Origin of the sequence: Lacrimispora sp. (assembly GCF_047605665.1) — a bacterium.
In the GTDB taxonomy this organism is placed as follows: domain Bacteria; phylum Bacillota; class Clostridia; order Lachnospirales; family Lachnospiraceae; genus Lacrimispora.
Genome location: NZ_JASGFH010000006.1, coordinates 153,499 through 179,000, shown reverse-complemented (window position 1 = coordinate 179,000; position 25,502 = coordinate 153,499). Strand labels below are relative to the sequence as shown.

General features: G+C 46.3%; 26 protein-coding genes and 1 pseudogene. 22 read left to right on the top strand and 5 right to left on the bottom strand.

What is annotated here, in order from left to right:
• Nucleotides 1–29 precede the first annotated feature (29 nt).
• The 5 genes from QM657_RS06840 to QM657_RS06820 all read left to right on the top strand — a co-directional run bounded on the left by QM657_RS06840 (nt 30) and on the right by QM657_RS06820 (nt 6,078).
• Nucleotides 30–767 (top strand): hypothetical protein, encoded by a 738-nt coding sequence (locus tag QM657_RS06840; protein WP_415065849.1) that lies wholly within the window; start codon nt 30–32, stop codon nt 765–767.
• Nucleotides 768–791: 24 nt separating this feature from the next.
• A complete protein-coding gene (gene apgM, locus QM657_RS06835; protein ID WP_415065847.1) occupies nt 792–2,045 on the top strand; it encodes a 2,3-bisphosphoglycerate-independent phosphoglycerate mutase in 1,254 nt (417 codons plus the stop codon).
• Between the two features lie 158 nt (nt 2,046–2,203).
• Nucleotides 2,204–2,368: a hypothetical protein gene (locus tag QM657_RS06830; RefSeq protein ID WP_415065846.1), complete on the top strand. Its 165-nt coding sequence runs from the start codon at nt 2,204–2,206 to the stop codon at nt 2,366–2,368.
• Nucleotides 2,369–2,391: 23 nt separating this feature from the next.
• On the top strand, nt 2,392–4,236 hold the full coding sequence (locus tag QM657_RS06825) for a recombinase family protein (RefSeq protein WP_415065845.1): 1,845 nt from the start codon (nt 2,392–2,394) through the stop codon (nt 4,234–4,236).
• 141 nt (nt 4,237–4,377) lie between these two features.
• Nucleotides 4,378–6,078, top strand: a complete 1,701-nt coding sequence (locus tag QM657_RS06820) for a methyl-accepting chemotaxis protein (protein WP_415065844.1) — start codon at nt 4,378–4,380, stop codon at nt 6,076–6,078.
• 77 nt (nt 6,079–6,155) lie between these two features.
• On the opposite strand, the pseudogene QM657_RS06815 reads toward QM657_RS06820, so the two are convergent.
• Both QM657_RS06815 and QM657_RS06810 read right to left on the bottom strand, forming a co-directional pair.
• A pseudogene (locus QM657_RS06815) lies at nt 6,156–6,968 on the bottom strand (ABC transporter substrate-binding protein); the annotation flags it as partial.
• 379 nt (nt 6,969–7,347) lie between these two features.
• Nucleotides 7,348–7,911 carry an acetate uptake transporter gene (locus QM657_RS06810; protein ID WP_415065843.1) on the bottom strand — a complete coding sequence of 188 codons (564 nt, stop codon included), beginning with the start codon at nt 7,909–7,911 and terminating at the stop codon, nt 7,348–7,350.
• 252 nt (nt 7,912–8,163) lie between these two features.
• Here QM657_RS06810 and QM657_RS06805 point away from each other — a divergent pair, with 252 nt between their 5' ends.
• Together QM657_RS06805 and QM657_RS06800 are read left to right on the top strand one after the other, a co-directional pair.
• A complete protein-coding gene (locus QM657_RS06805; protein WP_415065842.1) occupies nt 8,164–8,973 on the top strand; it encodes a Cof-type HAD-IIB family hydrolase in 810 nt (269 codons plus the stop codon).
• Nucleotides 8,974–9,054: 81 nt separating this feature from the next.
• The gene (locus QM657_RS06800; protein ID WP_415065841.1) at nt 9,055–9,360 is read left to right on the top strand and encodes a YerC/YecD family TrpR-related protein; all 306 of its coding nucleotides are present in this window, start codon (nt 9,055–9,057) and stop codon (nt 9,358–9,360) included.
• A gap of 45 nt (nt 9,361–9,405) precedes the next feature.
• Here QM657_RS06800 and QM657_RS06795 read toward each other — a convergent pair whose 3' ends face one another.
• On the bottom strand, nt 9,406–10,020 hold the full coding sequence (locus QM657_RS06795) for a DUF1836 domain-containing protein (RefSeq protein ID WP_415065840.1): 615 nt from the start codon (nt 10,018–10,020) through the stop codon (nt 9,406–9,408).
• Between the two features lie 236 nt (nt 10,021–10,256).
• Between QM657_RS06795 and QM657_RS06790 the strand changes: the two genes are divergently transcribed.
• From QM657_RS06790 to spoVAE, 13 genes are all read left to right on the top strand, one after another.
• Nucleotides 10,257–10,637: a RidA family protein gene (locus QM657_RS06790; protein ID WP_415065839.1), complete on the top strand. Its 381-nt coding sequence runs from the start codon at nt 10,257–10,259 to the stop codon at nt 10,635–10,637.
• 222 nt (nt 10,638–10,859) lie between these two features.
• The gene (locus tag QM657_RS06785) at nt 10,860–12,185 is read left to right on the top strand and encodes a bifunctional folylpolyglutamate synthase/dihydrofolate synthase (RefSeq protein ID WP_415065838.1); all 1,326 of its coding nucleotides are present in this window, start codon (nt 10,860–10,862) and stop codon (nt 12,183–12,185) included.
• Nucleotides 12,178–12,318, top strand: coding sequence for a hypothetical protein (locus QM657_RS06780; protein WP_333652567.1), 141 nt, complete (start codon nt 12,178–12,180; stop codon nt 12,316–12,318). Before QM657_RS06785 ends, QM657_RS06780 begins: the two co-directional genes overlap by 8 nt.
• 11 nt (nt 12,319–12,329) lie before the next feature.
• Nucleotides 12,330–13,646, top strand: a complete 1,317-nt coding sequence (locus QM657_RS06775; protein WP_415065837.1) for a tetratricopeptide repeat protein — start codon at nt 12,330–12,332, stop codon at nt 13,644–13,646.
• A 182-nt stretch (nt 13,647–13,828) separates the two neighbouring features.
• Nucleotides 13,829–14,170: an STAS domain-containing protein gene (locus QM657_RS06770; protein WP_415065836.1), complete on the top strand. Its 342-nt coding sequence runs from the start codon at nt 13,829–13,831 to the stop codon at nt 14,168–14,170.
• Between the two features lie 55 nt (nt 14,171–14,225).
• On the top strand, nt 14,226–14,660 hold the full coding sequence (gene spoIIAB, locus QM657_RS06765; RefSeq protein ID WP_415065835.1) for an anti-sigma F factor: 435 nt from the start codon (nt 14,226–14,228) through the stop codon (nt 14,658–14,660).
• 5 nt (nt 14,661–14,665) lie between these two features.
• Nucleotides 14,666–15,379 carry an RNA polymerase sporulation sigma factor SigF gene (gene sigF / locus QM657_RS06760; RefSeq protein ID WP_415065834.1) on the top strand — a complete coding sequence of 238 codons (714 nt, stop codon included), beginning with the start codon at nt 14,666–14,668 and terminating at the stop codon, nt 15,377–15,379.
• A 68-nt stretch (nt 15,380–15,447) separates the two neighbouring features.
• Nucleotides 15,448–15,609 carry a hypothetical protein gene (locus tag QM657_RS06755; protein WP_415065833.1) on the top strand — a complete coding sequence of 54 codons (162 nt, stop codon included), beginning with the start codon at nt 15,448–15,450 and terminating at the stop codon, nt 15,607–15,609.
• Nucleotides 15,606–16,232: a stage V sporulation protein AA gene (locus QM657_RS06750; protein WP_415065832.1), complete on the top strand. Its 627-nt coding sequence runs from the start codon at nt 15,606–15,608 to the stop codon at nt 16,230–16,232. The genes QM657_RS06755 and QM657_RS06750 overlap by 4 nt, the downstream gene beginning before the upstream one ends.
• Nucleotides 16,219–16,647 carry a stage V sporulation protein AB gene (locus QM657_RS06745; protein WP_415065831.1) on the top strand — a complete coding sequence of 143 codons (429 nt, stop codon included), beginning with the start codon at nt 16,219–16,221 and terminating at the stop codon, nt 16,645–16,647. The genes QM657_RS06750 and QM657_RS06745 overlap by 14 nt, the downstream gene beginning before the upstream one ends.
• A gap of 33 nt (nt 16,648–16,680) precedes the next feature.
• Complete coding sequence (locus tag QM657_RS06740) at nt 16,681–17,133, top strand: SpoVA/SpoVAEb family sporulation membrane protein (RefSeq protein WP_415065830.1); 453 nt, start codon at nt 16,681–16,683, stop codon at nt 17,131–17,133.
• A 51-nt stretch (nt 17,134–17,184) separates the two neighbouring features.
• On the top strand, nt 17,185–18,204 hold the full coding sequence (gene spoVAD, locus QM657_RS06735; RefSeq protein ID WP_415065828.1) for a stage V sporulation protein AD: 1,020 nt from the start codon (nt 17,185–17,187) through the stop codon (nt 18,202–18,204).
• Between the two features lie 23 nt (nt 18,205–18,227).
• The gene (spoVAE, locus tag QM657_RS06730; protein WP_415065827.1) at nt 18,228–18,584 is read left to right on the top strand and encodes a stage V sporulation protein AE; all 357 of its coding nucleotides are present in this window, start codon (nt 18,228–18,230) and stop codon (nt 18,582–18,584) included.
• Between the two features lie 52 nt (nt 18,585–18,636).
• Here the strand turns inward: spoVAE and QM657_RS06725 are convergent, their stop codons facing one another.
• Nucleotides 18,637–21,300, bottom strand: a complete 2,664-nt coding sequence (locus QM657_RS06725; protein ID WP_415065826.1) for a transglycosylase domain-containing protein — start codon at nt 21,298–21,300, stop codon at nt 18,637–18,639.
• A gap of 190 nt (nt 21,301–21,490) precedes the next feature.
• Here QM657_RS06725 and QM657_RS06720 point away from each other — a divergent pair, with 190 nt between their 5' ends.
• Complete coding sequence (locus QM657_RS06720) at nt 21,491–22,150, top strand: YigZ family protein (RefSeq protein ID WP_415065904.1); 660 nt, start codon at nt 21,491–21,493, stop codon at nt 22,148–22,150.
• Between the two features lie 143 nt (nt 22,151–22,293).
• Here QM657_RS06720 and QM657_RS06715 read toward each other — a convergent pair whose 3' ends face one another.
• Nucleotides 22,294–23,415, bottom strand: coding sequence for an Abi family protein (locus tag QM657_RS06715; RefSeq protein ID WP_415065825.1), 1,122 nt, complete (start codon nt 23,413–23,415; stop codon nt 22,294–22,296).
• A gap of 130 nt (nt 23,416–23,545) precedes the next feature.
• On the opposite strand from QM657_RS06715, the gene typA reads away from it, so the two are divergent.
• Nucleotides 23,546–25,387, top strand: a complete 1,842-nt coding sequence (typA, locus tag QM657_RS06710; RefSeq protein ID WP_415065824.1) for a translational GTPase TypA — start codon at nt 23,546–23,548, stop codon at nt 25,385–25,387.
• Nucleotides 25,388–25,502: the final 115 nt, after the last annotated feature.

The following is a 25,502-nucleotide window of genomic DNA, read 5'->3' as shown; positions in this document are numbered from 1 at the left end:
CAGATATTAATAGAAAGGAAGAAAAAAGTATGAAAGCAATGAAAAAAATCTCATATATTCTGTGTTTAAGTCTGTTTGTCACATTGGCAGCGGCGCAGGCTGCCTATGCAGGTGATGATGGCAAAGTCTCTTCCCTGGAGGACAGGATAACGCCGGAGGGAAAAGACGCAGTCATCACTCAAATTATAAATGCCAAAACAAATGCCTCCGGAGAAGTCAGCTTTCCTATGTGGAAGAAGACAGAGGTAGAATCCGTAACAGCCACTTCAGGCACGCTGGCATCAGATCATATCGAAGAAAGAACAGACGGAGACCAGGTTTATCATCTGGCAGTATTCAATGAAAAGGAAGCAGAGGTTTCTTTCCAGGTGGTTTTGCGGGGCGAAGGTTTCTATGAAGGTGAAGAGGCGGATTTGGGTGATACTTACCCCGGCAACGCGATGACATTTTCTTTTAAGACTAAGAATAACACCCCTCTGACCATCGATTCCTATATCATGAAAATTGCCGTTCCTAAGGAAAAAGAGCTTCTTAGTATCGTAGATTACTCTGATAAAAAGCCTTACACCATTACCAGTGAAGATGGGTATACATTTGGAGGCTACGATTTCGGGGAAGTTGCACCGGGCAAGGAATCCAAGCTTGCAATTAATGTATTCGTTCGCAAAAGCAGTTCCGCAATTTTTCTTTGGGTCATTATTGCTGTTCTGTCGGCTGGGTATATGTACCGCAATTTAGATCTGCTTAAAAAGCCGGTCAAAAAATAATCGAAAAAAAAGGAGTGCTGATATATGAGAAAAAGACAGGGAATATTAATCATTTCTGATGGTCTGGGAGATAGACCAATCAAGGTGTTAAACGGTATGACCCCTTTGGAATACGCCTATACCCCTAATCTGGACTGCCTGGCAAGGGAAGGCAGCACAGGAAATGTATACCCAATCGCACCGGGGATTCCCGTCGGCACTGATGTGGGCCATATGGAAATCTTTGGCTGCGATTCCGACAAGTATTATCCCGGCAGAGGACCGCTGGAGGCTTTAAGCGCGGGGATAGAGATGAAGGAAGGGGATGTGGCTTTTCGCGGGAATTTTGGAACCGTTGATGAAGAAAACATAGTCATTGACCGGAGAGCCGGACGAATTAAAGACGGAACGGCAGAACTGGCGAAAGCGTTATCCGGCATGTGCCTTGAAGACGGCACCCTGGTTCTTGTAAAAGAGCTGACGGAGCACCGGGTTGCGGTTGTTCTTCGGGGAAAGGGGCTGTCTGCCGCCATTGTGCCCACAGACGTGGGAACTGCCAATGAAGGAGTCAGGCTGGTGGTTCCTCATCCGGAAAATCCCCAGTGCGAAGAAGCTCTTAAAACAGCGGAAAACCTGTGGGAATTTACAAAAAAGGCCTCTGATATCTTAAAAGATCATCCGGTCAACCAGGAACGGATCAGGAACGGGCTTTTGCCGGCCAATGTGATCTTAACGAGAGGGCCTGGGCAGTTAAGCGCCATACCCAGCACGGCAAAAAAGACGGGAATCCGGGCGCTCTGTATTGCGGGAGACATTACCGTGGGAGGAATTGCCGGTCTGGTGGGCTTTGATTACTATGTGCAGGATTCCTTTACCGGAGGCTTTACCACCGACTACATGGGAAAAGCCCAAAAGGCCGTAGAGGCTATCGGGGAAGGCTACGACTGGGTCGTCATCCATGTCAAGGGAACCGATCTGGCAGGCCATGACAATCAGCCCTTGGAAAAAGTCCGGATTATTGAAGAGATTGACGGCATGATGGGATATATTATGAATCACATTGAAAAGGACCGTTGTTACATCGCTTTTACCGCAGATCATTCCACTCCGTGTGAAGCGAAAGACCATACCGGAGACGGAGTGCCAACCATTATTTGGGGGCCGGATGTCAGGCGGGATAAGGTTGAAATGGCAGGAGAAGCCTATTTTATGGAAGGCGCCCTGCAAAATCTGAAAGCAAGGGATATATTTGCCCTGCAAATGGATTTGATGGGATTTTCTAAAAAAAGAGGGGCTTAATCCCGCATAATTTTCACTGAATTTATTAAGAGCTGTTTTCTGCATTTTCAATGCGGGAAATGGCTCTTATCTGTTGTCCGGTCTCCGCACAGGGCTATGACCTGTCATGGCAAAATAATTCAGAGAATATAATTAGGAAAAAGGCACGGGAGTCAGTCATGCCTGATTTTGATGATAATTCCAGTGAAAACGCCGGGAAAACGGAACGGTATCCGTTAATACAGAAAGAACAGGTGATGAAGCAGATCGGCGCCTTCCTTTTTCGCCAGGGGCTTATAGATATAAGGGAAAAAAAGAAATTTGATGAGATGATAAAGAAATAAGAAAGATTTAAGAGGGGATATGTATGCAGCCCAGACTCCGAGCCGTCATTTACTGCCGGGTTTCCACAAGCAGTGACGCACAGATTGATTCATTGGATAAGCAGATCGCAGAAGCAGAAGAATCTGTAGAGCACTTGGGGTTTGATCTGGTCGATAAGTTTATCGATGAGGGCCGGACCGGAACCACCAGCACGAGAAAAGAATATCTGCGCATGGTCTCCCGGATAGAGGAACGGGAGTTTGACGTGATAGTCACGAAATCACTGGACCGGATGAACCGGAATATCCTCGATTTTTACCTCCTGTTGGACTTGATTATTAAAAATGACATTAAGCTGTATTTTTATCTGGACAGGACCTATTATAAGCCCGATGATAAAATTGTAATCGGAATTAAAGCCATTTTAGCAGAGGAATATTCCAGGGAACTGTCCAAAAAGCTGTCCAATGCCCATGCCAAACGCCAGGAGCGGGGGGAAGTGATGATGCTTGGCAGCCGCACTTACGGCTATAAAAAAGAGGTTCAGGCAGATGGGAAAAAGAAAATTGTCATTGTAGAGGAAGAGGCAGAAATGATACGTCTGATATTTGACTATTGCAGGGAAGGATACGGGGTGAGAGCGATTGGAAAGCTTTTGTATGGTCATGGATATCGAAACCGCCAGGGAAATGAAATAGGAGAAGGCACAATCAGGCGGATCATCCGCAATCCTCTGGTTATGGGAACCATGATTATGAATAAAGTGAAATTTGATTTCAATACAAAGTCCGCGGTCCATATCCCCCCCGATCAATGGCTCGTAAAAGAAAATGCAGTTCCGGCCATTATTTCAAGGGAGGACTGGGAAAAGGCCAATGCCCTGATGGATAGCCGTGTCCAAACAGGAAATGACGATAAAACAACTGACAGGCAGGGGAGAAACAAAGGAAAGTACAATTTTTCCGGAAAGCTGATATGCGGAATTTGCGGGAAACCGTACTATAAATCCAGGAGATACCGTAAATCAACCCAGGTTTTGCAGTGGAAATGCAGCACATATCTTAAATTTGGACGCAGTACAAATTCTTCTTCCAGGAATGCGGACATAGGAAAAGGATGCGACGGCCCTTCTGTTGATGAGGATTTCCTGATTGATATTTTAGGAACAGAGGTAAGAGAACCGTTTGAACAACTGCCTGACAGACAGACGCTTATCGCAGAAACCATGTCAGTGGTGGAAAAGATTCTTGGGGAGACAGCAGGAGAGGAAACGGAAGCCGGCTTACAAAAAAGAATACAGGCGGTTTCTAAAAGACAGGAAGTATTACTGGAAAAATATCTGGATGGAAAGATTTCTGACGATAATTATGAGCAGATGGAATTAAAACTGAAGGAAGAGAAAAATCAGATGGAAATCCATTTAAAAGAGCTGGAAGATGGAAGAAATATGATCTGTAAAATGGAAAAACGACTGAAAGAGATAGAAGAATCTTTAAAACATGGCGGAATCGAAGAGGCTGCAGCTTTTACCTTAATGGATTCTGTAAAATATATAGCGGTATATAAGGACTGCTTAAAACTTGTTTTTGATCAGCAGCAGTTGAGGGGGATAAGATATGGAAATGATCTGTCCGGAAATCATGAGTATTCCATGGAGGTTCCATTCAGCCCGCATAAGCTTAAATACAGCAGTACAGCCATCGATCATTCCAAAGAACTGGTTTGCCGTATGATTGAGAAAAATCCCAGGATCAGCTTAAAGCAGATGGCAAAAGAACTGGGTCTGGGAGAGCGGACTGCATTTGAAAGAGTGGCAGACCTTAAAAAAGAAGGGAAAATAGAGGTGAGGGGCCGGGGGTCTGGACGCTCCTGGTCAGTGAAAACATAAAAAAAAGTTATGATTTTCCCATATTGATAAAATTTATTGTCGAAAAATGTTGCAATTTATATTTTATATAATAAAATAACAATATATGCAATAAAAAACACAAAAGATATTCAGTAAAACACATGGGGAGGAGAACTTTTTATGAAACTTCGTTCGAGAATTATGGGAGGATTTGCGGTTATTGCGGTGATTGGCTGGATTTTAGGAATCATAGGTCTGGTATCGACCCAGTGGATCAGTCATTTATCCCGGCAGCAGGAGGCAATCCGCCAATCTTATGCAGACGCGGCCAATGTTCTGTCTGCGCACTATGAATGGCGTCATTCCCTGACAATGACGGTGAGCACTGGTTCAGATTTTACAGGAGCTACAGATCCGACAGCCTGCGCTTTGGGAAAATGGCTGGCAAGTGACTCTTCTAAAACCAACGATCAGGAGCTGATTCGTTTATTTAATGAGGTAAAGGGGCCTCACGACTATATACATAATGAAGCAGAGCAGATCAATGCCCTTATAAAAGCGGGAAAGAACCAGGAGGCAATGAATACTTTCCAGGAAAATATCCTGCCCCGCACCAATGAGACCATTTCCCTCATCGGCCAGATTGAAGAACGGTATGCCGTTCTTCTCAATGAGAAGATGGAGACGATTGCCGCCGTTCAAACTGGCGTTATCTGGCTGATCATCCTCTTCCTTATTGTGGCAGTAGGGGCAGGCCTTGTGCTCTCCCTGCGCATTACCAGGTCGATTATGGAGCCGATCCAGAAAATAACCCAATGCGCCGAAACCGTGGCCATAGGCGTTTTGGATGTGGAAATTGATTACAATATTGACGATGAAATCGGACGATTGGGCCAGTCTTTCTTAAGGCTGACCAGATGCATGAAGGTGCAGGCCTCTGTGCTCAAGGAGCTGGCTGAACGAAATTATGATGTTTTCCTTGCGGTGCGCAGCGAACATGACGGTGTGAACAGCGCCATCAACCATATGATCGATAATACCAATGAAATCATGAAGATCATCAGCATCACGGCTGACCAGGTCAGTGCCGGTGCAGGACAGGTTTCTGACGGAGCCCAGGTTCTCGCTTCCGGTTCCACCCAGCAGGCAGCAGCGGTAGAGGAGCTCAGTGCTTCCATTGCAGAGCTGGCCCGACAGGCAGAAGAAAACGCAGAGCAGGTGACCGCCACCACAGAACAGCTTCAGCAGGCAGGCAAGCGGATGGATACAGGAAACCAGCATATGAAGCAGTTGACTGAGGCCATGGGAAATATCGGGAATGCTTCTGACAGAATAGCCAGCATTACAAAGGTAATTGAAGACATTGCCTTCCAGACCAATATTTTGGCTTTAAATGCTGCGATTGAAGCCGCCCGTGCCGGAGATGCAGGAAAAGGTTTTGCGGTTGTTGCCGATGAAGTCCGCAACTTGGCCGGAAAATCCGCAGAGGCTGCCCGTCAAACAGCGGAATTGATCGGAACATCTGCCGGAATGGTGGAGGATGGTGTGCGGATTGCGGCACAGACAGCGGAGATTTTAGAAGGAGCAGAGGCCGATACTGTGAAGGTCATTGAGAATATTTCCAGAATCAGAGAGGTTTCAGAAGGACAGGCCATTGCCATTGACCAGATCAGGGAGGGACTGAATCAGGTTTCCGCCGTGGTTCAGTCAAATGCAGCCACAGCAGAAGAAAACTCCGCCACCAGTGTGGAGATGTCTTCCCGTGCGTCTGTGTTACTGGAAAAGGTCGAGCAGTTCAGGCTCAAAGGCGGGGAAACAGCCGGAACCGTATATTCCTGCAAGCCCCAGGAAAACGATCCTGATTCGACTTGTGAATTGTAAATTGAACAATATTAACCGGCTGCCATGGGAATGATACAGCTCCGGTTTGGCATCCCTGTCATTTTGCAGCCCCGGTTCTTAAACTGGGGCTGAATCACTTTTGCGATCTCTTCCGAAGAATGGGAATTGACGTATTCCAGTCCCTTTTGAATGGCGTTGGTAAATTTCTGTATGGTTTCCGGATTCTTCTCCATATAGCTTTTCTTTGCACTGTATGCCGTATAAGGCACATAACCGGAATCAACGCCCAGGGAAGCTACCACGTGGCCGCTGCCTTCTTTTTCAAGTCCGGTAGCGAACGGCTCAAATTCGACAGTATAATTCGCATCATTGCTGGTAAATGCAGCAGCAGTGAGGCCAAAGCTGATGCTCTGGTCAATGGTCAAATCTGCGACAGGGTCAATGCCGTTTTTCTTTAAGATATACTCAAATACCATCTGAGGCATTCCGCCTGCTCTTCCTCCGATTACCTTCTTTCCCTTTAAATCAGCCCATTGAAACTCAGGCTGGGCATCCCTTCCCACGAGAAAGTTTCCTGCCCGCTGGGTCAACTGGGCAAAGTTTACGGCATAGTCTTCCGCACCGTTTGCATAAGTATAGATGCTGGCTTCAGAGCCCATAAATCCGATATCAGCGTCACCGGATATGAGGGCGGTCATAACCTTGTCGGCTCCTGCTCCGTTGACCAGGGTCAAATCGATGCCCTCGTCTTTAAAATACCCCAGCTCAATGGCCGCATATTGGGGTGCATAAAAAATAGAGTGGGCCACTTCATTCAGTGTGACTGGAGTCAAGTCTGCCGTTTTCGTCTTGGAACCGCAGGCAGCGAGACTGAGCAGCGACACCCCGGCCAGTACTGCTGCCAGAAAAAAGTGATAGGCTTTTCTCATAAATCCTCCTTTATAGAGATTCTTAATACTACATTTTATTATGGGAATAAAGGAAGGTACTTTGTCTTTGAAAATTTTGTGATTCTATAGTCATGGAAGGAATAGAGAAGAAAAGCGGTCTTATCCATTTTCTGTGTCCAACCCTGCAGCTTGTCAGACATACAAATAGTATGAGAATTGTCAAAAATAAGGCGATTGTTTGTTTCAAACTGCACCTCCAGATCATTTCATGGGGCTTTAAGCCCATAAATCTGCAATTATTATAGTGTATTTTGGGGAATATCTTTTGATGTCATCGGGACTGAAAGTAAAAAAAAGAAACCCCTGATCTCCTCGTGAATGAGGGATAGGGGCGTTTAAGTACCGTAAGTACCTGGAATTATAAAGGAAGAACTGTTTTGTTAAATTCGTTGTTAAGGATCTGAGCCGCTGAGTTATAGACTGCAGAGGCACCGCAGAATATTCCAGTGTATCCTGCAAGTATTTTGATTGCGTGGATACCAGTGAAATCACCGATTGCCAGAAGGAAAAATAATGCTGTTAAGGACAGGAATACGACCTGTGATGCACGGTTGTGTTTCAATGTTCCTATGAACATGAAAAGTGTGAAGATTCCCCAAAGCAGCAGATAGAATCCCATACTTTTTTCATCGGCACTTTCTATCCCCTTGAATGGGTTATTCCAGATTACGATGAGGGACCACCAGAAAAATCCATAGGCTGTAAAAGCAGTGGCTCCAAATAAATTATTTTTCTTAAATTCCATGACTCCCGCGATTATCTGTGCTGCACCGCCGAGAGCGAATCCCATAGCTACTATAACGATGGAAAGCGGTATAATTCCTGCATTGTGGAGATTAAGAAGAATGGTTGTCATTCCAAAACCTAAAAGTCCAAGGGGCCCAGGATTGGCAATTGTATTAAGTTGTTTTTCGTTGCTCATATTTCCTCCAGTATGTATGTGCATTTAAACCTTTCCAATATTAGCATAGGTGACACAATAAAGCAAGGAAAAATGAAACGGCTGTAACGCCCCAATTTTGGGCAGTTTTTAATTTTGCTTGTGGGGAATTTGATCATAATGTATACTATATATAAAAGTAAGGCGAATCAGTTGTCAGAGAGTGACAGATAAGCTGTTTGAGGGCAAACAGAACTTCAATTTAAATTTACAGAAGCAGGAGAGTAAGCAATAATGAACTACCGGATGATTGTACTGGATTTGGATGGAACCTTAACGAATAGGAACAAGGAGATAACGCCTCGTACAAAAGAAATGCTTTTTGAGCTAAAAGCTCAGGGCGGGATTATCGTGCTGGCCTCCGGACGGCCCACCTATGGTGTGATGCCTTTAGCCAGAGAGCTGGAGCTTGACCAGTCAGGGGGATATATTCTTTCCTTTAATGGAGGCCGCATCATTGACTGCAAAACGAGAGAAACAATCTTTGCAAGGGAATTGCCGGTATCCTCCAACGCCAGGATCATCCGCATGGCCAGGGATCACGGAGTGAATATCCTCACCTATGAGAATGAGCAGATCATCACCCCCAATGGAGCAGATGAATATGTGGGAAAGGAATCAGCCATCAACAAGCTGGAAATAAAAGAAATCAGCGATATGGAGTCCTATGTGCAGTTTCCCGTTGAAAAGTTTCTGATGCTGGAAGACGGCGATTACCTTGCCATGGTAGAGCCAAAGGTGAAGGCAGCCTTGGGCAGGGATTACAGCGTTTACCGCTCAGAGCCGTATTTCCTGGAGATTCTCCCCAAAGGGATTGACAAGGCGGCAAGCCTGGAGCGCCTTCTTTCAAGGCTTGGCATGAGCCGGGAGGAGATGATCGCCTGCGGAGACGGCTACAATGACTTATCCATGATCAAGTATGCAGGACTTGGCGTTGCCATGGAAAATGCAGTTCTTCCGGTAAAGACGGCGGCTGATTATGTGACTCTCTCCAACAACGACGACGGCATCGCCCATGTGGTAGAAAAATTTATGCTTACGTAATATCTTTTTTGTAGACTTTACAACTTTAATATGTTAAAATTCCCTTAGTTGCAAAAGGAAGTAAAAGGGGATCGAAATACTATGAATAAAAAGATCAAGACAGATGCCGTAGATCATCTGTTTGAAGCTGTTTTAACCTTAAAAACACCGGAGGAGTGTTATACGTTCTTTGAGGATGTGTGTACGGTCAATGAGCTGCTGAGCTTATCTCAAAGGTACGAGGTAGCCAAGATGCTGCGGGAAGGCCGCACTTATCTGGAAATTGCGGAAAAAACAGGAGCTTCTACAGCCACCATCAGCCGGGTGAACCGTTCCTTGAATTACGGAAACGACGGATACGATATGGTGTTTAAACGGCTGGAAGACGAGAAAAAAGAAGAAAAATAAAGCAGAGGGCAGATACCGGAATCCGGTGCATGCCCTCTGTTTTACTTATTTTTTCTTTTTTATGGGTTCTGCTTCCCTCAAGTCGTCGATGATCTGTTCCACCACCTGTTTTTTTACATAAACATCAAAGGAAAGCTCGCAGATCCAGGCGAACAGGCGGAGATACTCCAAATCCTCTCCCTCCAGCCCTTTATCGGCAAAGGTCTGGCTCGTATCCTGGTATTTCCGGACAATGTCTTTTTTGATCCGGTCCATGCCGTCTTTTGTCCAGGAAAAAATCTCCCTGTAAACTTCTTCTAAAGGCAGTTCCTCCGGGGAATTGAAGTGCTTTTCCGTAATGGGGCGGAAGAGCTGTTCAATGTCGTGGAAGGAAAGCATATTTTTAAAATAATAGATAAAAACCAGAAGAAGGATGTGTTCCTTGGAATATTTCTTTTTGCTGGGAGCCGGAAGCAGATTATTCTTAGCATAATTGTTAATCATGGTTTTGGTCAGGATTTTATCTTCCGGATGGCGCTTGGTGCCTTTTAAGTGTTCATCCATAAAAGTGGTGACCTGATCCATATATAAATCAATGTCAGGGATGGCTTCCGGACTGATATAATCTAAGGTTTCCAGATGCTTTAATATATCCCGCAATCTTTCGTTATTGGTCTTCATATGTTCCTCCATTCTGCACCGCCCATGCTGTACATAAGGGATCGTATCCCTTCATCATATTATATAGTATTCAATACCAGATGACAAGAGGTAAAAGTTTTTAAAGTGCTGAATTTTTTTTAGGACACCTTAAAAAGTTTCTTGACATTTGATCAATGTGTGCTAATCTATTAATATAGAATTAATAAAAAATGACATCCAAAAACACATCGGACAAGATGAAAGGAGATAATATTATGAAGAAAGTATTAGCTACAGAAAAAGCACCGGCAGCAATCGGCCCATATTCTCAGGCAATCCGCGGAGGAGATTATGTATTCGTATCCGGCCAGCTTCCAATTGATCCTGCAACAGGAGCATTTGCAGGCGATGATGCAGCTTCCCAGACAAAGCAGTCTTTAACAAACGTTCAGGCCATTTTAGAGAGCGAAGGCTTAACCATGGCAAATGTTGTTAAGACCACTGTTTTATTAAAGAACATCAGTGATTTTGCAGCAATGAACGAAGTTTATGCAACCTTCTTCGAAGGCGACTGCCCTGCAAGAGCAGCATTTGAAGTGGCAGCACTTCCAAAGGGCGCTCTGGTAGAAATCGAAGCCATTGCATACTGCGGCTGATAATCGGTTTTATATATGAATGACAAGGGAGAACGGTGCGTTTAAGTGCCGGCCTCCCTTTTTAAAATACCCCCTCTGTCAAAATGTCTTGTAGAAATAAAGGACTTTTTGCGAAAGAAATGGGTTGCATATTGACGGACATATATTATAATAAAAGGAAGTTCGGTTCGCTTTAAGGCTTTCCGGACAGTTAATTTAACCATGGAAGCTGGTACGTTTGCGATGAATGTTTATGAAAGTGCAAAAGAATATCTGGGACGGATTCCCATGTGGACCAGAAAGAAAAATTCTCTGGAGGATATTCGCCGGTTTCTTGCCGAGATGGGAGAGCCGGATGAGCATATGAACATCATTCATGTGGCAGGAACCAATGGAAAGGGATCAGTGTGTGCATTTCTCCAGTCTGTTTTCATAAAGGCCGGATTCAGGACAGGGACGTTTACTTCCCCCCACCTAATCGACATCAGGGAGCGTTTTAGCTTCAATGGAGATATGGTGCCTGAGAAGACTTTTGAAGAGAGCTGTCAGACGGTCAGAGCACTTTCTGAAAAGATGATGGAGAGGGGATACTGCCACCCATCTTACTTTGAGTTTCTGTTTTATATGGCAATGGATATGTTCCATAAGGAAAAAATGGATATTGTGATCCTGGAAACCGGGCTGGGAGGAAGGCTTGACACCACCAATGTCATACGCCATCCGATGGTGTCGGTGATTACTTCTATCAGCCTGGATCATGTGGAATATTTAGGTGATACCATAGAAAAGATTGCAGCAGAAAAAGCCGGAATCATAAAGAAGGGAATTCCCGTCGTCTTTGACGGAAATGACCCCACAGCCGCTGATGTCATCCGAAAAAGAGCAGTGGAGCTTTGCTCCCCTTTTTATGAGGCGGACAGGCAGGGTTATGAGATAACCGGATATGAGGACAAGGGCTGGAAGGCCAGATTTCAGGGAATTGGGGAAGACAGCATGGAAGTTTTCGTTCCTTCTGCTGCCGAATATCAGGTGATGAATGCATTTCTCTCATTCCGGACTCTGGAAGCGGTACAGTCCCATGAAGCCTTAAGGGGCAGAATCAGCCGGGAGCAGATAAAGGAAGGAATTGCAGGCATGTACTGGCCGGGCAGGATGGAAGAGGTACTTCCCGGAGTATTTCTCGACGGGGCCCATAATCCCGGAGGAACAGAGGCTTTTGCCAGGGCGGCAGCCGGACTTTGCGCCGCAAGGGGGAAGAGAGCCAATATCCTGTTTTCTTCTGTTTCCGACAAGGATCACAGACAGATGATAAAAGAGATTGCGAAGGCCCTTCCTCTCGATGAGGGAGCGGTGGCTCATATTGATTCAGAAAGGGGCCTGGAAACGGAAGTTCTGCTTGAGGAATTTCAGAGTTTCTGCGGCTGTGATGTGAAAGGGTTTCAGACAGTGGAGGAAGCTGTTTCGTATATGCTTCATAAAAAGGATGAAGGGCATCTGCTGTTTTGCGTTGGTTCCCTTTACTTAATGGGTGAGATAAAAGAGGTTTTAAGGAGGAACGGATATGATTGATTTTGAAGCTGAGATCAATGATTACAGGCCAAGCCTGGAAGTTGATGCCATAGAAGATGCCATCGTGAGAAGTGACCTGACGGATATGAATGATCTGATGATGAATCTGATAAAAGAAGTCAGCAGGGAATAGGCGGTTAAAGTATGGATTATGAAAGAAAAACCAGGGTAATCGCAAACAGCTATTATAACATGGGTCTGGAACGGGCCAGGCTCCGGGATTTGTCAGGAGCGGCGGACTGTTTGAAAAAGAGCCTTCATTTCAATAAATATATGACGGATGCCAGAAATCTTCTGGGACTCATTTATTATGAAATGGGAGAAGTAGGCGACGCCCTTGTCCAGTGGGTAATCAGCATGAACCTCCAGCCGGAGGCAAACCGCGCCGATTATTACCTGGGTGAAATACAGAGAAAAAAAGGCGCCATGGAGGCGGCCCGCCGGGGAGTCAGACGGTTTAACCAGGCTCTCGTCTACGCTCAGAGCGGAAGTGAAGACCTGGCCATCCTCCAGCTTCACAAGGTGGTGGAAAGCCAGCCAAACTATGTGAAGGCTCAGCTTTTACTGGCCCTTTTGAGCATTTCCAGAGGTGACTGCCAGAAGGCCGGAAAAGCCATCAGCAAGGTGCTCCAGATCGACCGGAACAATCCCAAAGCCCTTTGGTACAAGTCCCTGGTCAAGACCGGCGGCTGCGTCCCCAAGAACGAAAAGGAATCGGAAAAGAAAAAACTGAAAAACGTGGTTTCCCACAGGCAGATGGAAGATGACGATGTCATCATACCGCCCAGCTACCGGGAGAACACCAGAGATCAGGCGGTGGGCTACATCCTTGCAGGACTTTTGCTGGGAGCTGCGGTCATCTTTTTCTTTGTTATGCCCGCCAATACAAAGGCCATCAATGCAGGCCACAACCGGGAGATGTTAAAATACAGCGAAGAACTGAGTCAGGCCAACCAAAAGGCGGAGGGCCTGGAAAAGCAGCTTCAGGCCATTGAGGGAGAGAAAAAGACGGCAGAGGATTCTCTGGCTTCTTTGACCAATGACTCGGACAGCGTTCTGGCCCAGTACCAGGCAGTCATCGGAATCCTTCAGGCTTATAAAAAGGATGACTTTCCTCTGGCAGTCCGCATATATGCCGGTTTAAAGCCGGAGCTCATCACCTCCTCTGATACCCAGGCAGTCATCGGGGAAATCAGAGAGGATATAGCGGATAATGGCATGGCCGTTTTAGAAGGGCTTGGAGATAAGGCAGCAGAAACGGGAGATCCCCAGACTGCCCTTGTCTATTACTTAAAATGCATTGAGTTAGATCAAAAGAGCTGGCAGGCCAAATTCAAAACAGCCGCCATTTACAAGGCAATGGGAGAAAAGGAACAGGCCAACGGGCTGTTTTCCGATATTATAAACAACAGCAAAGACGAAGAACTATCTGCCAAAGCAAAAACAGAACGGGGATTTTGACAAATTTACTTAGAGAAGTCAAGCGAAGCTCAGACTGAACTTTACCCAAAGGGTACGACGAGTAAATTGTTGTTCGATGAGCGCAGGCGAATCGAACTTCCTCTAAACGAAGACACTACAGAAGAGAAATCTTTTTTGTGGTGTCTTTTTTTATAGATTTGCCAAGGAATGGAGGAGTATATATGAATCAGCCGCATTTTACATATGAGGCGGAAGGACATGCTTTGATCGTCCACCTGCCCAAAGAGCTGGATCACCATAATTGTGCAGGACTGAAGTATGAAACGGATTTGATCCTTTCTGAAAATTATATCAGGCGCATTGTATTTGATTTTTCAGACACCAGGTTTATGGATTCTTCGGGAATCGGCATTTTATTGAACCGGTATAAGCAGATGGCCTTAAGCGGGGGAACCGTAGCCATCTACGGCGCAGGCGCCCAGGTGCTCCGCATTCTGAAAATGGGAGGCATTTTAAAATTAATGAAACTATATGACTCAAAGGAAACTGCAGTCACAGGTTAAGGTGAATTCGCCCAGAGGGCAGAGAGAGGACCCCCTGGGGGGTGAGGAGGAACGTATGTCAGAACAGAATAAACCAGAAATTCTGAAAATGGAATTAGAGGCCCTGTCAAAGAATGAGGAGTTTGCCAGAGTGGCAGTAGCAGTCTTTATGACCAGGCTAAACCCTACCTTAGAGGAGGTGGATGACGTAAAAACAGCCGTGTCTGAGGCAGTGACCAATGCTGTCATCCATGGATATCAGGGAAGAGGAGGAATCATTTACCTGGAGATCGGCATCGATGGCCGGGAGCTGACCGTGTCCGTCAGAGACGACGGAATCGGCATCCCTGACATTAAAAAGGCCATGGAGCCCATGTATACCACCGATCCCGACGGGGAGCGGTCCGGTATGGGATTTTCCTTTATGGAAGCCTTTATGGATGAGGTGGAAGTGAATTCGGCGCCGGGAAAAGGAACCGCCGTGACCATGAAAAAGAAGATTAACAGGTGAGCCTTATGGATGAGACCATGAGATTGATAGAAATGGCTCACGAAGGAGATAAAGCGGCAAGGGATAAGCTGGTGACCGATAATTTCGGTCTTGTCTGGAGCATTGTCCGCAGATTTACAGGGAGAGGCTATGACCCGGAGGATTTATTTCAGATCGGGACCATCGGTCTTATGAAGGCCATCGACAAATTTGATCTGTCCTATGAAGTGAAATTTTCCACCTATGCGGTTCCCATGATAACAGGAGAGATCAAACGGTTTTTAAGAGATGACGGCATGATCAAAGTCAGCCGTTCCATTAAGGAAATGGGTTTAAGGGTAAAAAATGTCAGGGAAGAGCTGATATACCGTTTAGGCAGGGAGCCCACGGTGGAGGAGATCGCCGGAGAGATCGGGGCCAGCAAGGAAGAAGTGGCCGCCTCTATAGAAGCAGGGGCAGAGGTGGAATCCTTATACCGTTCTGTCAATAACAACGATGAAAACAGCCTTTTGCTCATTGATAAAATCGAAGAAGAAAATTCTGCCCAGGAGGACTTATTAAACCAGATGGTGCTGCGGGAGCTTTTGACCGGGCTGGAGGATAAGGACAGGGAAATCATCATAAGGCGTTATTATTACAATGAAACCCAGAGCCAGATCGCCGCAAAGCTGGGAATTTCCCAGGTTCAGGTATCCAGACTGGAAAAAAAGATTTTAAAGCAAATGCGCGAAAAATTATAGAAAAAGAATAAAAAAAACCATACAGCTCATACTACTCTTGAAAACCAAAATAAAGGATGTGAGCACCTATGGAATCCATGAAACATAAGCTTGTGATGGCGCTTCTTGTTTTAGGCCTGATCGCGGCTGCGGCTGCTATCTGGTATCTGATTGCCGTCATGCCCGACGGAGGAGAAAAAGAAGGAACCCTTGTGAGAAGCCTGTCCGAAACCTGGAGGATGGTTTCATGAGCAAGACCGTTTATTTAAATATCAGTGAGATTACAGAGGTCCATCATAAGGAGATTCAGCTAAAGGATGTGGCAGATGTTTACTGCGACGATTCCGCCATTATGAACAAGTGCAATGCTCTGCGAATTAAGACCATTCACTCAGACAAAAACAAAAGGTATATAGAAAGCGCTTTGGATGTGATAAAGAAGATGATGGAAATGGACTCCACTCTTCAGGTCAATAATGTGGGGAAAGTGGATTATATCATCGACTACCACAAGGCTAAAAAACCCAATTGGGTCTGGCAGTGGACCAAGACCATTTTCGTATGCATCATCTGTTTCTGCGGGGCCTCTTTCGCCATCATGACCTTTAATAATGACGTGAATGCCACCGATGTTTTCAAGGAAATTTACCGGATCATCATGAAACAGGAGTCCAGCGGATTTACGGTTTTAGAGGTCAGCTATTCCATTGGACTGGCCCTTGGAATCGTGGGATTCTTTAATCATTTCGCAAAGCTCAAGATCAATACCGATCCAACGCCTTTGGAAGTAGAAATGCGGCTTTACGAGGACAATGTCAGCAAGACCCTGATTCAGAATGAAGGAAGAAAGGAGTCGGATATTGATGTTTCCTAAACAAGTGCTTCTTGTTTTAATAGGGCTCAGCGCTGGCGGCATTATAGCAGCCGGCGTTTTTGCTTTCTTAGCCATGATAGGCGTGTTTCCCAGGCTCATAGGAAAGACCGGGACAAGGCAGCATATTCTGCTGTATGAGACTCTGATCATCCTGGGCGGCGTTTTGGGAAATATATGGGATATTTATGAAATCCCTCTGGGATTTGGGGGAAACTTGTTTTTGGGCGTTTACGGGACAGCCGTTGGAATCTTTGTGGGCTGCCTTGTCATGTCCCTTGCGGAGACTTTAAAAGCCCTTCCGGTCATCAGCCGCAGGCTCAATCTGGGAGTGGGACTGCAGTATATCATTCTCTCCCTGGGAATCGGAAAGCTGATCGGGTCTCTCATATTTTTCGTGGAAAATTTTGGACAGTAAAGCAGAACAGAACTTACAGAATGGAGGAACATAATGGAAATAGACAAAAAAGCGTATGAAGCCTATGTAAAACAGGTGACTCCGGTCCACAAGCGGTGGCCGGGAATGATCAAGGCATTTTTTGTGGGCGGGATCATCTGCACCGCAGGACAGGTTATCACTGTTTTACTCATGAACACAGGACTGGAAAAAGAGACGGCTTCTGCCTGGACCACCCTGGTTTTAATCGCAGCCAGCGTCCTGCTGACAGGATTAAACATCTATCCGAAAATTGTGAAATTCGGAGGAGCGGGAGCCCTGGTTCCCATCACCGGATTTGCCAATTCCGTGGTGGCTCCGGCAGTGGAATTTAAGGCAGAGGGCCAGGTATTCGGCATCGGCTGTAAGATATTTACCATTGCAGGCCCTGTCATCCTGTATGGGATTTTAAGCTCCTGGATACTTGGAATCATCGCATACGTGTTAAAGGCGTTTGGGATACTGTAGAAAGAACTCAACTGTCCGGCTTCCGGACTTCATGGAAATGGAGAGAGAAAAATGCAGATAGGAAAAGCCAGTGTTAAATTTAAAGAACCTCCGGTCATAGAAAGCATGGCCTCGATTGTTGGAAAAAAGGAAGGCGAAGGCCCTCTTGGAAAAATGTTTGACGTGGTGGAGCAGGATGACATGTTTGGGGCCGACACCTGGGAAAAGGCGGAAAGCGCCCTGCAAAAACAGACGGCAGACCTGGTGATTGAAAAAGGAAATATCCGGAAAAAGGATATCCGTTACTTATTTGCCGGGGACTTGCTGGGCCAGCTCATTGCCACCTCCTTTGGAACGGTGGATTTGGAAATTCCCCTGTTTGGCTTATTCGGTGCCTGCTCCACCATGGGAGAGGCCCTGAATCTGGGCGCAATGGCAGTTGCCGGCGGCTATGCGGACAAGATCCTGGCCATGGCTTCCAGCCATTTTGCAACAGCGGAAAAACAGTTCCGCTTTCCTTTGGGATACGGAAACCAGAGGCCCTTCTCCGCTTCCTGGACAGTGACGGGCTGCGGTGCGGTCATTCTCTCAAAATCCAGGAAAGAAGGGATTGCAGCCGTTACAGGCATCACCACAGGGCGGATGGTGGATATGGGCGCCAGGGATTCCATGAACATGGGAGCAGCCATGGCACCGGCAGCTTTCCACACCATACAGAGGAATTTTGAAGATTTTCAGGTGGATGAATCGTATTATGACAAAATCATCACCGGAGATTTAGGCCAGGTGGGACGAACCATTTTGCTGGATTTTATGAAGAACAAGGGACATGATATAGAAAAGCAGCATATGGACTGCGGCATTGAGATATTTGATCCGGAGTCTCAGGATACCCATGCAGGAGGAAGCGGCTGCGGCTGTGCGGCCTCCACCCTTTGCTCCTACATTCTTCCCAAGGTACAGGATGGGACGTGGAAGAGGGTTTTGTATGTGCCTACAGGCGCCCTGCTTTCCACCACCAGCTATAACGAGGGAGAGACCATACCGGGCATTGCTCATGGAGTGGTCATTGAAAATCTGGGAAACTTATAGCGAGGAGAAGAAAGGAGACTTTTATGGAATACGTGAGAGCATTTTTAGTGGGAGGCGGAATCTGCGTGCTGGTTCAGATATTGATGGATAACACCAAGCTGATGCCCGGACGCATCATGGTTCTTCTGGTGGTGACCGGAAGCATTCTGGGCGCTTTGGGGCTTTACGATCCCTTTGCAGAATGGGCGGGAGCAGGAGCCACCGTTCCCCTTCTGGGCTTTGGAAACACCCTTTGGAAAGGCGTGTGGAAGAGCATGGGAGAAGACGGGCTTTTAGGCGTTTTTAAGGGAGGCTTCACCGCCAGCGCCGTGGGAATATCAGGAGCCCTGATTTTTGGCTACCTGGGTTCCGTCCTGTTTAAACCGAAAATGAAAAGTTAACAAGAAAAAGCCTGCTGTCGTCAAATAACAGCAGGCTCTCTTTTTTTGTTTTTTAATATCCCGGTCCAGGCCATTGCCCTGGGGCTCCGATGCCTGAACCCGGAGGTCCATATCCCGGCCCATACCCCGGACCGTTATTGCTGTCCGGTGAATCCGTGTCATTTCCCGGAGGGATGATGACGGAATTGGCAGAATGGATGGTGCAGTAGCCCGGCATTGCAAATGCGGAATCATCGGTTGCGCCCTCTTCTCCAGGCGGAAGCACCAGGAAGACGGCTGTGGTCCTCTCCGGACAGTAAGGCGTTGGAAGACGGTGTGATACGGAGCAGACAGTGGCGCGGACGTGAATGTTGCACACGTCTGTGGGGACTGTTCCCCTTGCAAAGTATTCGGTATAGATGGCATTGCCTCTGGGATCGTGGTTGCAGACTCCTGAAACAGCCAGTTTGCCTGATTTTCTGCATATATCGGCAGTCTCTATGCTCTCCGGAGCCGGAAAGCCCGGATCTGACATGCCTTCGTGGACTCTGGACATGATTTTTTTCCATAATACCTTGTGGAAGGAGGTTCCGCCGTTTTGGCTTGTCAGCTTCTGGTTGTTGTCATAGCCTGCCCAGATTCCGGCAGTATAGTAAGGCGTAAAACCTACAAACCAGATGTCATTGTTGCCGGTGGTAGTACCGCTTTTTCCGGCGTTTGACATGCCGGGAATGTTGGCGGCCGTACTGGTGGAGCTGGGGCCTGAATTCCCCTGGGAAAATTTCCTGCTGCTTTCCATGGAGTCTGCCATGGCATCAGTCAGCAAAAATGCGGTGGAATCCTTTAAAACCCTGTGGGTTTCCGGCGTGTTGTCGATTAAAATCTTTCCGTCATGGTCCAGGATTCTGGTGAAAAATGTGGGCTTTGTATATACCCCGCCGTTTGCAATGGTGGCATAGGAGCTTGTCAGCTCTAAGTTGGAAACGCCGTCTGTAATTCCTCCAAGTGCAAGGGCCGGATTGTAGTCCGTGTCCTTTAAGGAAGTGATTCCAAAGTTCCTGGCGTACTCCACACCGAGCTGAGGCGTTACGGTTTCCATCAGGCAGCGGACAGCCACAATGTTCATGGAATAAATGATTCCGTCCCTTATGGAGGAGTAGCCCTGATATCCCGATTTATACCAGTTGGAAAAGGTTTTGTTTCCGATGGTGTAGACGGAATCGTAATAAACCGTTCCCAGGGTGGCGCTGCCGGTGTCAATGGCAGGGGCAAATGACGTTATGATCTTAAAGGTAGAGCCGGGCTGGCGCAGGGTATTGGTGGCCCGGTTTAAGGTGAGGCTGGCAGTCTTTTCGCCCCGCCCTCCGCTTATGGCTTTTACCTGACCGGTCTTCTGGTCCATGATTACAAAGGAGGCCTGAGGCTGTAAGGTCTTTTGAAGCCTTTCTCCCAGAACAGTGTCCCCCTCCTGTATGATGGAGGCTTTATATCCGTTGATATCATTTTGAATCTCTTCTTCTGAATCGTATAAGCCGTCGTATCCCGAATCACCGATGTCCGCGTGATAGCGCTTTAAACTCTCTTCGGAATAGTGGACCGTGTTTCCGTCCTTGTGAGTCACGGAAAGCCTGTATTCGATGGAATATCTGGCTGCTGTGTAGTTTAAGGGGTTGCCTACCTCTTCGTCCACAATGGCCTGAATATGGGGGTCCTGGGTGGTATAGATGGATAAGCCGCCGCTGTAAAGCATGTTGTGTGCCTGAGTATCCGTATAGCCAAGCTGTTCCTTCATGGCTTCCTTGACCTGTTCCACCAGCTCGTCTGTAAAATAGCTGTAAGGGGTGGAGGTTTCCTTGGTGACGATATCCACGTTCTGAATTCTGGAGTAGACATCGTCAGCCAGAGCTTCGTCTTCTTCCTCACTGGAAATATATCCCTGATCGTGCATATATTGAAGGATTACCTTCTGCTTGTCTGAGTTGGCCTTTTGCCCGGTGATGGGATTGAATTTGGTGGGGTTTTGGGTGATGCCTGCAAGAACCGCACATTCGGATAAGGTCAGGTCGGATATTTCCTTATTAAAGTACCTTCTGGCAGCTACCTTGACGCCAAGGGAGTTATTGCCCAAGTTGATGGTATTTAAATAATTGGTGATGATCTGTTCCTTGGACATGATTCCATCCAGCTTGACAGCCAGGAACCATTCCTGCAGCTTTCTCTCCAGCCGTTCCCCAAAGCTTTTTTCCATACCGCCCCCAAAGACGCTGTTTTTAATGAGCTGCTGGGTTATGGTACTGCCTCCTCCTGCGGAGGAATCGCCTGTCAGCACGCCCCTGACAGCCCGCATGATGGAGCGGGGATCAATTCCATTGTGCTGCCAGAACCTGGAATCTTCGTAGGACACAAAGGCATTGACCAGGTTCTTGGGAAGCTCCTCATAGGTGGCCTCCTCCCTGTTGGACCCTGCGGTAACCAGAGTTTCCGTCACATTTCCTGCGCTGTCATAAACGGTTGTGGCATATTCATTGGGTACGATGGTGGCAATGTCCACTTCAGGAGCGTTGTCTATGATTCCTTTAAACATGCCGAATCCGATGCTGGCGGCCAGGATGCCGCAGAGCAGGAACAGCACGAATAAGCTTTTTAAAAAAGCAAGAAAAACCTTGGCAGAATATTTTCTCGTTTTTGAATTGGCGGTCCGGAGCTTTTTTTCTACCGATTGTTTGCCGTAGTTCATAAGAAACCTCCTTTATCGGTTCATTATACCAAACATTGCCTTTCAATTCAACACTTACCATTTTTGCCTTTTAAAAGACCTTCTTTCTTAAATTTTGGAGAAAAATGTGAGAAATATACATGGACTTGCCTGAGCCTGTGTTTTCCGATATAATGGAAACCATATTGATGAGGAAGAAATGAGGAAATTTATGAGAAGTTCCTATAAAATTTTATACCAGGGAGGGACCGGAGAGGTAACAGAAAAGAAATCCCGTTTCATTGCCTGCACCAGGCCTGTGAAAACAGAGGAGGAGGCCCTGGCATTTATTGAGGAAATGAGGAAAACCTACTGGGATGCCAGACACCACTGCTATGCCTGGGTCATAGGAAAAAAGGGGGAGCACAAGCGCTGCAGCGATGACGGAGAACCGGCCCAGACCGCAGGAAGGCCCATTCTCGATGTGCTGGAGGGAGAGGGCGTTGTGGGCGCCTGTGTGGTGGTGACGAGATATTTCGGAGGAACCCTCCTTGGGACAGGAGGCCTGGTGAGGGCTTATTCAGGAGCTGCCCAGGAGGGACTTAAGTCCTCTGTTGTCTTAACTGTCGAGCCGGGAGAGACATTTTCTCTCACCGCAGATTATAACGGAATCGGAAAAATCCAGTACATGCTGGCCCAGGAAGGGATTACCGTCTTAGGGAGCGGGTATACGGACAAAGTAGAACTGACCATCCTGGTTCCCCAGGAGAAGGCGGGGAAAATCCAGACGGAGATTGCAGATATAACCGGGGGGCAGGCGGAAGTTGTCAAGCTGGAAGATGTGTATTATGGGGTGGTTGAGAAAGAGGTGCTTTTGTTTCCGGAAGAATAATCTGACTGTTTTGCCATGTGTTAAAAACAGATTGCATAAAGAAAGAGGAGCCGGATTTCTCTGGCTCCTCCAAGTATGTATCCGCAAATACATACCCCAATTGATGTCTATAATATACTATATCGGGATAAAATATGCAAGTCCTATATGTAATCTTTTAAGATCGCCATACGCGAAGCTGAGTCCGGGTGAACGGCAGCAGAAACGACATTTGAGTTTACGGATTGTTTATATTCTGCTGTAATCTCTTCAAATTCCCGGATAAAAGCCTTTATCTCAGCCTGGGGCACTTTCAGTATTTTCAAATAATAACAGATGAGGATGATATAATCTCCAATGGTTTTAAAATTAATATAGGGCAGTCCCATTTCTAATATCAGACATTGCCGCATCGGCCTGGAAGCGTCAAACTTACGAAAACGAACATCGTAAACAACGTCATTGTGCGCAATGGCGTTTCTTAAGTCTTTTAAAGCATAAACGTATTTGTACAGCAGTTCACAATTTGTATCACTGGCTGTATTAATACCGATCTGCCGGGAGATTTTCTTTCGCATATCCTGAGTCAGACAGGACAACAAATGGCCGAAATCCCCCATGGTCAGAATTTCAAAGACAGCCCATAGCGGAACTTCACTATAGTTAATATTGTTATAAAAATGTGTTATTTTGGGGTTTTCTTTCTGATATGAAAAAGAAATGGCATTTTGTATGGAAGACTGTAACTTTAGTTTGGCATTTTGACACCGCTTTTTTATATCATTTGAGGTTTCAGCCGGAGAGTTTTTGTAGCTGCTGACGACTTTTTCGTACATATCGTAAATACTGCTGGAATTGATTTCAGACATGATTGTGTTAAGTGCAATATTTTTTAAAGCGGTTTCTATAAACATGATCTTTCCGTATAAAAGGGATTTTAGCTTTGTATCATATTGTATGGTGGAGTATATTTCATGATAAGAGGTGAAAGGCAGCCGGTTTGCCGAAGAAAAAAAGAAACGATATCCTTTGTATCCGTGAAAATAACCAGTGTTGATCAACTGTTGTCTTTGGGAACTTCCGGATATAGCAATTCCATTATCTCTAAGGTGCTGCATTAAAGCATCTGTCGATTTAAAATCCATGTTTGTCATAATCCTTCTGTATATAGAGTTGTAATGCCAATAGTATAGTACAATTAGCTGACAGAAACAAGGGAAAAATACTATATTATAAATTTTGTTTTTGTCGAAAAAACAAGAAAAAAATCTTGCAATATTAAACATAGGATGATATACTAACTAATTGTTATAATGCTGATGAAACTAAGGGCAGATATGGTCCTTAGTTTTTTATGATATGGGAGCCGGTTTGGCCGAGCCATAATTGTTTAATAAAGAAAGAAGAGCACAATCTATGAAGATGAAAAGAGAAGACATAAGAAATGTGGCAATCATTGCCCACGTTGATCACGGTAAAACCACATTGGTGGATGCCCTGTTAAAGCAGAGCGGCATTTTCCGGGAGAACCAGGAAGTGATGGAGCGTGTGATGGACTCCAATGATATTGAGCGTGAGAGAGGAATCACCATCTTATCCAAGAATACAGCGGTTCATTTTGGCGATACCAAGATCAACATCATTGACACCCCCGGCCATGCGGATTTCGGCGGAGAGGTGGAACGTGTCTTAAAGATGGTAAACGGCGTAATCCTGGTAGTAGACGCTTACGAGGGAGTTATGCCACAGACGAAATTCGTTCTCAGAAAGGCTCTCGATCTGGGCTTGTCTGTCGTGACCTGTATCAATAAAATAGACCGTCCCGAAGCAAGGCCGGAAGAAGTAGAAGAAGAGGTTTTAGAACTTCTTATGGATATGGACGCCAGCGAAGAGCAGCTTGACTGCCCCTTTGTCTATGCTTCCGCCAGAAGCGGCTTTGCAAAGATGGGACTTGATGACGAGGAAACGGACATGGCTCCTTTATTCCAGACCATCATCGACCACATCCCGGCACCGGAAGGCGATCCGGAAGCGTCCACCCAGCTTTTGATCAGCACCATTGACTACAACGAATACGTGGGACGAATCGGCGTAGGCAAGGTGGACAACGGAAATATCAGGGTAAACCAGGAATGCGTCATCGTAAACCATCATGAGCCCGGCAAATCCCGCAAGGTAAAAGTGGGAAAACTGTACGAATATGAAGGCCTTAACAAAAGGGAGATTCAGGAAGCTTCCATAGGTTCCATAGTCGCTATTTCCGGTATTGCTGATATCCACATCGGCGATACGTTATGTTCCGTAGAAAATCCGGAAGCAATTCCGTTCCAGAAGATATCAGAGCCCACCATTGCCATGAATTTCATGGTAAATGACAGCCCTCTTGCAGGCCAGGAAGGAAAGTTTGTCACCTCCCGCCACTTAAGAGAGCGTCTGTTTAGGGAACTTAACACTGACGTAAGCCTTCGTGTGGAGGAAACTGACGCTGCAGAGTGCTTTAAGGTTTCCGGACGAGGCGAGCTTCATTTATCCGTTCTCATTGAAAACATGAGAAGAGAGGGCTTTGAATTTGCAGTCAGCAAGGCAGAGGTTCTCTATAAATTTGACGAGAGAAACCGCAAGCTGGAGCCAATGGAAATCGCTTATATCGATGTTCCGGAGGAATTTACAGGAGCTGTTATCCAGAAGCTGACCAGCCGTAAGGGCGAGCTTCAGGGCATGAGCCCTGCAAACGGCGGCTACACCAGACTGGAATTTTCCATTCCATCAAGAGGTCTGATCGGCTACAGAGGAGAGTTCATGACCGATACAAAGGGAAATGGTATCATGAACACCGCCTTTGACGATTATGCACCATTTAAGGGCGAACTGTCCTATAGAAAGACAGGCTCCCTCATCGCTTACGAGTCAGGAGAATCCATCACCTACGGCTTATTCAATGCCCAGGAGAGAGGAATCCTCTTTATCGGAGCCGGAGTAAAGGTATATGCCGGTATGGTCATCGGCCAGAATCCAAAGGCAGAGGACATTGAGATCAATGTCTGTAAAATGAAGAAGCTGACCAACACCCGTTCTTCAGGCGCTGACGAGGCCTTAAAATTAACTCCTCCAAAGGAAATGAGCTTAGAGCAGTCCCTGGACTTCATTGATACAGACGAGCTTTTGGAGATCACCCCTACCAGTCTCAGAATCAGAAAGAAAATTTTAGACCCGACTATGAGAAAAAGGTCTTCTCTCAACAAAAAATCCCTGTCATAATCTGACATATTTAAGAGGATGCTGCTGAAAAAGCAGTATTCTCTTTTCTTTTCCCCCTTTTGCCTGCCTGGTCCTGTCGATATTTTTGGATTGTTTTTTATCATGGAAAAAGTTT

Excerpts from the sequence above, each read along its gene's own strand:
- QM657_RS06840 (WP_415065849.1), top strand. The coding sequence starts at position 30 with ATGAAAGCAATGAAAAAAATCTCATATATTCTGTGTTTAAGTCTGTTT.
- apgM (WP_415065847.1), top strand. The coding sequence starts at position 792 with ATGAGAAAAAGACAGGGAATATTAATCATTTCTGATGGTCTGGGAGAT.
- QM657_RS06830 (WP_415065846.1), top strand. The coding sequence starts at position 2,204 with ATGCCTGATTTTGATGATAATTCCAGTGAAAACGCCGGGAAAACGGAA.
- QM657_RS06825 (WP_415065845.1), top strand. The coding sequence starts at position 2,392 with ATGCAGCCCAGACTCCGAGCCGTCATTTACTGCCGGGTTTCCACAAGC.
- QM657_RS06820 (WP_415065844.1), top strand. The coding sequence starts at position 4,378 with ATGAAACTTCGTTCGAGAATTATGGGAGGATTTGCGGTTATTGCGGTG.
- QM657_RS06810 (WP_415065843.1), bottom strand. The coding sequence starts at position 7,911 with ATGAGCAACGAAAAACAACTTAATACAATTGCCAATCCTGGGCCCCTT.
- QM657_RS06805 (WP_415065842.1), top strand. The coding sequence starts at position 8,164 with ATGAACTACCGGATGATTGTACTGGATTTGGATGGAACCTTAACGAAT.
- QM657_RS06800 (WP_415065841.1), top strand. The coding sequence starts at position 9,055 with ATGAATAAAAAGATCAAGACAGATGCCGTAGATCATCTGTTTGAAGCT.
- QM657_RS06795 (WP_415065840.1), bottom strand. The coding sequence starts at position 10,020 with ATGAAGACCAATAACGAAAGATTGCGGGATATATTAAAGCATCTGGAA.
- QM657_RS06790 (WP_415065839.1), top strand. The coding sequence starts at position 10,257 with ATGAAGAAAGTATTAGCTACAGAAAAAGCACCGGCAGCAATCGGCCCA.
- QM657_RS06785 (WP_415065838.1), top strand. The coding sequence starts at position 10,860 with ATGAATGTTTATGAAAGTGCAAAAGAATATCTGGGACGGATTCCCATG.
- QM657_RS06780 (WP_333652567.1), top strand. The coding sequence starts at position 12,178 with ATGATTGATTTTGAAGCTGAGATCAATGATTACAGGCCAAGCCTGGAA.
- QM657_RS06775 (WP_415065837.1), top strand. The coding sequence starts at position 12,330 with ATGGATTATGAAAGAAAAACCAGGGTAATCGCAAACAGCTATTATAAC.
- QM657_RS06770 (WP_415065836.1), top strand. The coding sequence starts at position 13,829 with ATGAATCAGCCGCATTTTACATATGAGGCGGAAGGACATGCTTTGATC.
- spoIIAB (WP_415065835.1), top strand. The coding sequence starts at position 14,226 with ATGTCAGAACAGAATAAACCAGAAATTCTGAAAATGGAATTAGAGGCC.
- sigF (WP_415065834.1), top strand. The coding sequence starts at position 14,666 with ATGGATGAGACCATGAGATTGATAGAAATGGCTCACGAAGGAGATAAA.
- QM657_RS06755 (WP_415065833.1), top strand. The coding sequence starts at position 15,448 with ATGGAATCCATGAAACATAAGCTTGTGATGGCGCTTCTTGTTTTAGGC.
- QM657_RS06750 (WP_415065832.1), top strand. The coding sequence starts at position 15,606 with ATGAGCAAGACCGTTTATTTAAATATCAGTGAGATTACAGAGGTCCAT.
- QM657_RS06740 (WP_415065830.1), top strand. The coding sequence starts at position 16,681 with ATGGAAATAGACAAAAAAGCGTATGAAGCCTATGTAAAACAGGTGACT.
- spoVAD (WP_415065828.1), top strand. The coding sequence starts at position 17,185 with ATGCAGATAGGAAAAGCCAGTGTTAAATTTAAAGAACCTCCGGTCATA.
- spoVAE (WP_415065827.1), top strand. The coding sequence starts at position 18,228 with ATGGAATACGTGAGAGCATTTTTAGTGGGAGGCGGAATCTGCGTGCTG.
- QM657_RS06725 (WP_415065826.1), bottom strand. The coding sequence starts at position 21,300 with ATGAACTACGGCAAACAATCGGTAGAAAAAAAGCTCCGGACCGCCAAT.
- QM657_RS06720 (WP_415065904.1), top strand. The coding sequence starts at position 21,491 with ATGAGAAGTTCCTATAAAATTTTATACCAGGGAGGGACCGGAGAGGTA.
- QM657_RS06715 (WP_415065825.1), bottom strand. The coding sequence starts at position 23,415 with ATGTTTAATATTGCAAGATTTTTTTCTTGTTTTTTCGACAAAAACAAA.
- typA (WP_415065824.1), top strand. The coding sequence starts at position 23,546 with ATGAAGATGAAAAGAGAAGACATAAGAAATGTGGCAATCATTGCCCAC.